11 protein-coding genes are annotated in these 6,812 nt (G+C 62.9%); 2 read left to right on the top strand and 9 right to left on the bottom strand.

Annotation, left to right across the window (positions count from 1 at the left end; genetic code table 11):
• On the top strand, positions 1 to 266 hold a 266-nt coding region (locus ACGVJ8_RS07590; protein WP_392346902.1), incomplete at its 5' end, for an aminotransferase class III-fold pyridoxal phosphate-dependent enzyme.
• A gap of 11 nt (positions 267 to 277) precedes the next feature.
• On the opposite strand, the gene ACGVJ8_RS07595 is transcribed toward ACGVJ8_RS07590, so the two are convergent.
• Positions 278 to 550: a DUF3143 domain-containing protein gene (locus tag ACGVJ8_RS07595; protein ID WP_226425259.1), complete on the bottom strand. Its 273-nt coding sequence runs from the start codon at positions 548 to 550 to the stop codon at positions 278 to 280.
• Positions 492 to 1,025 (bottom strand): J domain-containing protein, encoded by a 534-nt coding sequence (locus ACGVJ8_RS07600; RefSeq protein ID WP_392346904.1) that lies wholly within the window; start codon positions 1,023 to 1,025, stop codon positions 492 to 494. The genes ACGVJ8_RS07595 and ACGVJ8_RS07600 overlap by 59 nt, the downstream gene beginning before the upstream one ends.
• 25 nt (positions 1,026 to 1,050) lie before the next feature.
• On the opposite strand from ACGVJ8_RS07600, the gene rsmG reads away from it, so the two are divergent.
• Positions 1,051 to 1,782 (top strand): 16S rRNA (guanine(527)-N(7))-methyltransferase RsmG, encoded by a 732-nt coding sequence (gene rsmG, locus ACGVJ8_RS07605; RefSeq protein WP_392346906.1) that lies wholly within the window; start codon positions 1,051 to 1,053, stop codon positions 1,780 to 1,782.
• Positions 1,783 to 1,791: 9 nt separating this feature from the next.
• On the opposite strand, the gene ACGVJ8_RS07610 is transcribed toward rsmG, so the two are convergent.
• The 7 genes from ACGVJ8_RS07610 to ACGVJ8_RS07640 all read right to left on the bottom strand — a co-directional run bounded on the left by ACGVJ8_RS07610 (position 1,792) and on the right by ACGVJ8_RS07640 (position 6,771).
• Positions 1,792 to 2,991: an aldo/keto reductase gene (locus tag ACGVJ8_RS07610; RefSeq protein WP_392346908.1), complete on the bottom strand. Its 1,200-nt coding sequence runs from the start codon at positions 2,989 to 2,991 to the stop codon at positions 1,792 to 1,794.
• The gene (locus tag ACGVJ8_RS07615; RefSeq protein WP_392346916.1) at positions 2,991 to 3,341 is read right to left on the bottom strand and encodes a ferredoxin; all 351 of its coding nucleotides are present in this window, start codon (positions 3,339 to 3,341) and stop codon (positions 2,991 to 2,993) included. The genes ACGVJ8_RS07610 and ACGVJ8_RS07615 overlap by 1 nt, the downstream gene beginning before the upstream one ends.
• A gap of 3 nt (positions 3,342 to 3,344) precedes the next feature.
• Positions 3,345 to 3,737 (bottom strand): DUF1257 domain-containing protein, encoded by a 393-nt coding sequence (locus ACGVJ8_RS07620; protein WP_392346910.1) that lies wholly within the window; start codon positions 3,735 to 3,737, stop codon positions 3,345 to 3,347.
• Entirely contained in the window at positions 3,737 to 3,940 is a 204-nt protein-coding gene (locus tag ACGVJ8_RS07625) for a DUF2997 domain-containing protein (protein WP_392346912.1), read from the bottom strand. Before ACGVJ8_RS07625 ends, ACGVJ8_RS07620 begins: the two co-directional genes overlap by 1 nt.
• Positions 3,941 to 4,017: 77 nt before the next feature.
• The gene (locus ACGVJ8_RS07630) at positions 4,018 to 4,830 is read right to left on the bottom strand and encodes a HEAT repeat domain-containing protein (protein WP_392346914.1); all 813 of its coding nucleotides are present in this window, start codon (positions 4,828 to 4,830) and stop codon (positions 4,018 to 4,020) included.
• A 30-nt stretch (positions 4,831 to 4,860) separates the two neighbouring features.
• Positions 4,861 to 4,986, bottom strand: a complete 126-nt coding sequence (locus tag ACGVJ8_RS07635; protein ID WP_255444647.1) for a hypothetical protein — start codon at positions 4,984 to 4,986, stop codon at positions 4,861 to 4,863.
• A gap of 30 nt (positions 4,987 to 5,016) precedes the next feature.
• The gene (locus ACGVJ8_RS07640) at positions 5,017 to 6,771 is read right to left on the bottom strand and encodes a sodium:solute symporter family protein (protein ID WP_392346918.1); all 1,755 of its coding nucleotides are present in this window, start codon (positions 6,769 to 6,771) and stop codon (positions 5,017 to 5,019) included.
• Positions 6,772 to 6,812: the final 41 nt, after the last annotated feature.

Here is a 6,812-nt window from a genome sequence, read left to right on the forward strand (position 1 = left end):
GTCCGCACCTCAAACGGTTGGCACGTCATCCGCGGGTGCAACACCCGCGGATGACGGGGACGGTGGCCGGCTTCGATCTCGTTGTTGAGGGAACCTCCGGCTACCTCAACCCGGCGGGGCCGAGATTGAAACGGCTGGCAATGGAGAACGGCGTCTTCCTCCGCCCCCTGGGCCAGGTGGTCTATCTGCTACCACCGCTCTGCATCAGCGATGCCCAGCTGGAGCAGTGCTACTCGGTGCTGGAAATGGCCCTCAATCAGCTCTGAATGTTGTGGCCTCAGGGACCCGCCTGAATCGCCGCCTCGACGTCGGCCCGGGAGAGGCCATAGGGCAGCGAACACTGCAGCATCGCTTCCAGGGAACCGGGGTGCCAGATCACTTTGAGGTCCTCCCGTTCCAGCAGCAACAGAGCCCTCCACTCAGAACGCTCAAGCATCCACTGGCAGGGGTTGTCGTCCATGCGGACGGCACCCAGCTGCTGAAGCCAGGCCTCAAGCGCCGGGAGAGAGTGCTGATTCAGCGGGGTGCTCTCCGGGGGCAGGGCGGCCATCAGATTGCGAACGCACGGATGTGTTCTGAGTCTGCTCATCCGCCAGCCAACTCGGCGACACCTGCCAGTCGCGGCCCTGGGCAAGAGCCACCCCCAACCCCAGCACCAGGCTGAGCAACAACGCGATGCTCAACAGCGCCAGCGAGAACCATTCCCCGCCGGAGAGAGGCCTTCGTTGACCAATGCCCTGCCAGGCATCCGGGCGGGACTGACTCTGCAGGGGCGATGACGGCATCTGGGCGCCAAGACTGAGGGTTGCTTGGCTCTGGCGCAGCAGAACGTCGTAGGACTCCTTGAGCTTCTGAAAAGCAATGCTGGCCTGCTCATGCGGCAGTTGCGTGGTGTCGGGATGCAGGGCCTTGGACTGGCGCCGAAAGGCCTGGCGCAAGGTTTCGGCGTCAACCCCGGGGCGTACGCCAAGCCGTTCGTGATGGCTGGGGCGGGCTTCGGGCACAGGGGACAGTCGGTCCTTCATCCTAAGAAAAGTTGTTGGTGCAGCCATGGCCGCCACCGCGCCTGAACCGGCGTTCTGGAATGCCCTCGGATGGCAGCCATCGCAAACGCAGCGCAACCAGCTGGTGGAACTTCAAGGCCTGCTGCAAAGCTGGAATGAACGGGTCAACCTCACGCGCCTGATGGACGGCGATGATTTCTGGATTGGTCAGGTCTTCGACAGCCTTTGGCCGCTAGCAGGGGAACTCCAGTTAGCGGACGAGCCGCAGCACTGGATTGATGTGGGAACCGGGGGAGGCTTCCCCGGTCTCGCCATCGCCATTGCCCTGCCGCAGGCACAGATGACCCTGCTGGATTCCGTCGGGCGCAAGACCGCCGCCGTGGAAGCCATGGCCAGCAGCCTGGGGCTTGCCGATCGGGTGCGGGTCCGCACCGAGCGAATCGAAACCACTGGGCGCGATCGCAACTTCCGCAGCAGCTTCGACCGCGCCGTGGCCCGGGCTGTGGCTGCAGCTCCTGTGGTGGCCGAATACCTCGTGCCCTTGCTGAAAACCGACGGCCAGGCCCTGCTGTATCGGGGCCAGTGGACTGACATCGATGCCATGCCGTTTAACAGGGCCCTGCGCCTGTTGCAGGCCCGTCTGATCGAGCTGCAGCACCGACAACTGCCCGGTGATCGCGGCACGCGTCACCTGCTGCGGGTGCAGCCGAACGGCCTCTGCCCCCGCAGCTACCCAAGGGGCGTGGGAACGCCCAGCCGGGATCCCCTCGGGGGCTAAGACGAAGGCTCAGACGCTCGACAAGCGCATCTGGGATGCCCCCTTGAGCCGGTGCTTGAGGCTGCGCAGAATCTCGGGGATGCGCTGACGCCATGGGCTGTCTTGCAGGACGCTCTGCAGCTCTTCGGCACTGACCTCGCCATCCAAGCCATCGGCATTAGCACCGGCGAACCAGTGGCCGCCAGAGCCCAGCAACCCATAGCGGGCCTTTGCATAACTTTCGAGATCCCAGGCCTCCAGCAGGTTGTACAGCCAAAGCAACACCGGCAGATTGATCTCCCCGGGCGTCGCATGCCAAGGCAGCAGCCCGACGGACCAGGTGGCCATCCAGTCACGACCCAGCGCTTCATCGGCCGCTTGCCGAAGCCGCTGATCCACCGGCGCAATCAAGGACGCTGCATCCGGCAGCAAGTGCAATGCCTCCAGGTGAAGCTCGAGATCCTCCGGCCGGGCCGCTCCCACGCTGATGGTGTGCACCCGCGGATCCTGGAGGCAGAACAGGTCGTTGAAGACGATGGGATGCAGCGGTGCACACAGCTCCAACAGCCGTTGGGATGGCGTGTGCAGATGGCCGCCTTTGTCGGTGGGACTGATGATGAACACCCCCATGTCTTGAAGGCAGGCCGCATCCAAAGCAGGGCTGTTGTCCTGGCGGATGTAATACCAGTGCAGATTCACGTAATCGAAGGCACCGGAGTCGCAGGCCTCTGCAATCAAGGCTGTCGGGCCATGAGTGGAGAAGCCCACGTGACCGATGCGACCCTCCGCCTGCCAGCGACGCACCACCTCCATGCAGCCCCCAGGCTGAAGGGTCTGCTCGAGATGCTCCGGCAGGTTGATGCCATGGATGGCCAATAGATCCAGGCGCTCACATCCCAGTCGCTCAAAACTGAGCTCCAGTTCCGCTTCGAAGGCGTCGGGATCGGGCCGGGGGGGCACCTTGCTCTGCAGCAGACGGGAGGGGTCGGGTGTGCGCGGCAGGGCCCAACCCAGCTGACGCTCAGAGCTGCCGTAGTGCCGTGCCGTTTCCACGTGATGAAAGCCCAGATCCACCGCGCGCTTTAGGATCGCCTCGAGCTGGGTCTGCGACGCAGACGTGATCTCATCGGCAGGAAGGTCGGTCCAGCTCTGCTGAAAACGCATCCCCCCCAGAGACAACAGGGGAATCTCAAGCTCCGTGCGGCCGAATCGGCAGGTGGGAAGCGCCATCAACCCTGGGGACGAGGTTGCAGATTCTGGCGGATCAGGTTTTGCCGCAGCGTTTCCAACGACTCAAAAGGAACCCAGTGGATGCAATCTACGGGGCAGGTGTCGATGGCCTCCTGGATGCATTCGGTGGAGTCGCCGTCCTGACGGATCGCCCTGGAGCGTCCCAAATGCGGCTCAACAACAAAGGTGTTAGCAGCTACGTGGGCGCAGTAACGACAGCCGATGCAGACGGCTTCATCCACCCAGACGGCCTGATCCCGCATGTCCCCCCCGAGCAGAGGCTCCCTCCCGGTGGCCTGCTCCAGCGGCCGGGCGGGAGCAGAAAAAGCGTGAGACGAAGGATCAGCCAGGATTCAGGTGTCCCAGCGGGTCACCACCACTTCAATCGAACCATCCTCGGTTTGGGTCTGCTCGGCAACCTGAAAACCTTCCTTGGTGGTAGCAGCCAGAACCGTGTTCAAGGCATAGCGCTGGGTGAGCTTGGAGAGAAAACGTTCCACAGGAATCTGTTGTTTCCACAGATCGAGGTCGGTGACCAGCTCGTAGGACTTCGATGCACTGTTCCAGCGGAAGCCGATATCACCACCGTCTTGCACTGCAATGGCCAGATCAGCCGTGACGGTCTGACCGCGGTAGCCACGCACTGGGCGTTCGCCCTGATCAGGGGCATAACCCATGTCTTCCAGAGCTTTCACCAGAGGCTCCAGCTGACGCAGTTCGGTTTTGACGGTGCTGAAGTGCGACATCAGTTCAAATGAGCGGGAAGAAACTGGGACTGGACCTCAGGCTGCAGAAACGTTTCGGATGTGGACTCCTGACGTTCAACCGTTCCAAGAGCAGCTTCCACTTCTTCAGTGAGCTGCTGGCACGCGTCACCTGCAACACCCTCGACCCGTTCTTCCACGCGGCCATCAGGCCGAATGGTGAAACGAATGGTCTTTTGGGGCATCGAAGAAGCGTGACTTGCGCAGCAATCTAGTGGGGGTCACCCCTGAATGTTGCGCGTTTGCCGTTAGAAGAGCGGCGCTACAGCATGAAACCGTCATTGATCAAGGCCTGCAGGCGTTCCAGCACCAGCGGATCCTCCAGCTGCTCGAGGGCGGTTCTGGCCTCATCGCACACGGAGATCTCTCCGTCATGGAGCAGGGCACTCACCAAGGTTTCAACGATCTCGGCTTGCCGCGGCTGCACCAGCTGATCCATCAAACGGCCCAAAGCCCAGATGCAGTTACTGCGCACCACCGCTTCACTGTCGATGCGCAGACTCACCAGTAATTGCCCCGCCGCGGGGTCGGCCTTGATCGGTGAACGGCTGCCGGCTTCCGCCAGCGAACCTGGACACCAGAGGCGCACCGCTGCGACATCCGTCTGCAGCGCCCGGATCAGCGGATTGAGCACCGGAGCATCGGGGAAATTGCCCAGGCTCCAGGCCGCAGCCTTCCGGACGTAGGCATTGGCATCGAGCTGCAGCAGCTGCAACAGCGGCTCAACAGCCGGCGGCGATGGATTGCGGCCCAAAGCGTAGACGGCACTCATCCGTTCCACCGGACAGGAGTTCTGGAGCAAGGGCAGTAGCAGGGTAATCGCCCGGGGATCACGGTGTTCACAGAACACCTGCAGGCCCTGCAGCCGTTCTCCATGGTTGCCACGCAACCAGACCAGGCCCTGGTCACAGGCTCGGGCAATCTCCAGGGAGGAATCCTGCTCGGCGGCGTCAAGCTGGATCGCATCAAGCGGATCAACGTCGTCTTCTGCCGCCAGCTCACGCGCCAGCAGATCAGGATCCACGGAAAGATTGGAAAGCCCCCGGTCCTTCTGTTGGCTGCGATCGTCAGTCATGTGGGGATGCTAGGGGAGCCATTCCAGGGCTCAACCCATGGGAGCTGGAGCCAGCATGTCACCGGGAAGCCAGATGCGAGCACTCACGGCCACCAACGCCAGGGCGAACAGGAGAACAATCAAAGCCGGCAAAAGGGTGGAACGAAAAAACGACACCGGAACACGCCAATCAAGGCACCATTCTGCTCAAGAGAGCACGGCATCGACACGCCGCCGCAGTTGCCAGATCGAGAGGATCAGCACCGACAGACCGATCCACCCACTCCACTGTTGATGCAACAGGAAGCCTCCGGTGCCGAGCAGACCGCCAAACAGCACACCGCAGGCCAGCACGAAGCGCCGCAACATGGCGGGCAACGACTCTATCGGCATGACGCCGAAGCGCTGGCGTAAGCGTGACCAGCCGGGACCCGGGGGACGAAACGCCCGCACAAACCGTTCTAAAACAGCATCCGATTCCGGAGGTGTACTCAGCATCACCGCCAACCAGACCACTGCGGAGAGACCGGTGATCACTGCAATGCGAACTCCGTAATCCTCGATCCGCACCAGGGGCACCACCGAGGTGAACATTCCAACGAAAAACCCGCAGAGCATCGCCGACAGCTCCGCCGCCGCGTTAACGCGCCACCAGAACCAGCGCAGCACCAGAACCACACCGGAGCCGGACCCGATCGCAATCACCAGTCGAAACACTATGCCGATGCTGTCGCTGATCAAAGCGGTGATCACCCCAAGAACGAGCAGCAGCACCGTGGTGAGTTGTCCCACCAGCAACAGCTCGAGCGGACCGGCGGAGGGGCGAACAAAGCGCTGATAGAGGTCGTGGGTGAGGTAGCTGGCTCCCCAGTTCACTGAGGTGCTCACGGTGCTCATGAACGACGCCACCAGAGAGATCACCACCAGTCCGAGCGCCACGGGGGGCAGCAGTTGCACGGCCAGGGCGGGATAGCCGAGCTCAAGATCAGCGCCGGCCGGCAACAGCACCAGGGCCGCCAGCGCCACCACGATCCAGAGCCAGCTGCGCACGAGATAATTCACCACCAGAAACACCCAACCCGCCAGCCGCGCCTGCTGCTCATCGCGGGTGGCCAGCATGCGCTGGATGAACTCGCCACCCCCATCGCTGCGGCGGAAACTCCACCACTGCACAGCGATGTAGGCCGTGAACATCGGGATGCTGATGCCACTGCCCTGCAACCAGCGGAAGCCCGAGTCATCCCAGGTCCAGGGCACCAGAGATAGCAGCTCCGGCCGCTGCAGCGCCTGCAGTTGCTCCAACAGCGCTGTCATCCCTCCTGCGGCATGGAGGGCAGCCGCGGCCACGGCCAGGGCACCCACCAACGCCAGCACAAGCTGGACCAGATCGGTGACCACGACGGCCCAGAGCCCACCGGCCACGGTGTAACTCATCACAAACAGGGCCACGACCATCAAGAGCCAGACCGTGTCCGTCAGTCCCAGTGCAGCGGGTTGACCCGACACCAGCCCAAGCGCTTCCACCACCTTGCGGAGGGCGAGGAAGGCATACCCGATGCCGATGCAGTTCACTGGCACGGCCAGCAGGAAAGCCTTGATGCCACGCAACCAAGCCGCCGCCGCTCCCCCATAGCGCAGCTCGGTGAAGGCGGCGTCGGTGAGCACACCGCTGCGGCGCCAGAGGGGTGCAAAGACAACGGCCATTGCCACGTGGGCCAAACCAAAGCTCCACCACTCCCAGTTGCCCGCCAAGCCGCGGGCACCCACCAGGCCGGCGACGTAGAGCGGCGTATCGATGGAGAAGGTGGTGGCCGCCATCGAGGCGCCGGCCAACCAACCGTTCAGACGACGGCCTGCCACGAAATAATCCGCCTCGCCGCTGTTGCGGCGGGCCAGCCACAACCCCAACACCAGGGTGAGAACGAGGTAAGCAACGAGAAGCAGCCAATCGATCGCTGTCATTCGCAGACCCTGTTTCTCAGCAGTGTGCTGAGAAACAGGCC

It is taken from the genome of Parasynechococcus sp. (assembly GCF_042954245.1).
Lineage (GTDB): Bacteria > Cyanobacteriota > Cyanobacteriia > PCC-6307 > Cyanobiaceae > Parasynechococcus.

What these genes read in the sequence shown, in the direction of transcription:
- ACGVJ8_RS07595 (WP_226425259.1), bottom strand. Translation starts at nt 550, where the DNA reads ATGGCCGCCCTGCCCCCGGAGAGCACCCCGCTGAATCAGCACTCTCTC.
- ACGVJ8_RS07600 (WP_392346904.1), bottom strand. Translation starts at nt 1,025, where the DNA reads ATGAAGGACCGACTGTCCCCTGTGCCCGAAGCCCGCCCCAGCCATCAC.
- rsmG (WP_392346906.1), top strand. Translation starts at nt 1,051, where the DNA reads ATGGCCGCCACCGCGCCTGAACCGGCGTTCTGGAATGCCCTCGGATGG.
- ACGVJ8_RS07610 (WP_392346908.1), bottom strand. Translation starts at nt 2,991, where the DNA reads ATGGCGCTTCCCACCTGCCGATTCGGCCGCACGGAGCTTGAGATTCCC.
- ACGVJ8_RS07620 (WP_392346910.1), bottom strand. Translation starts at nt 3,737, where the DNA reads ATGTCGCACTTCAGCACCGTCAAAACCGAACTGCGTCAGCTGGAGCCT.
- ACGVJ8_RS07625 (WP_392346912.1), bottom strand. Translation starts at nt 3,940, where the DNA reads ATGCCCCAAAAGACCATTCGTTTCACCATTCGGCCTGATGGCCGCGTG.
- ACGVJ8_RS07630 (WP_392346914.1), bottom strand. Translation starts at nt 4,830, where the DNA reads ATGACTGACGATCGCAGCCAACAGAAGGACCGGGGGCTTTCCAATCTT.
- ACGVJ8_RS07640 (WP_392346918.1), bottom strand. Translation starts at nt 6,771, where the DNA reads ATGACAGCGATCGATTGGCTGCTTCTCGTTGCTTACCTCGTTCTCACC.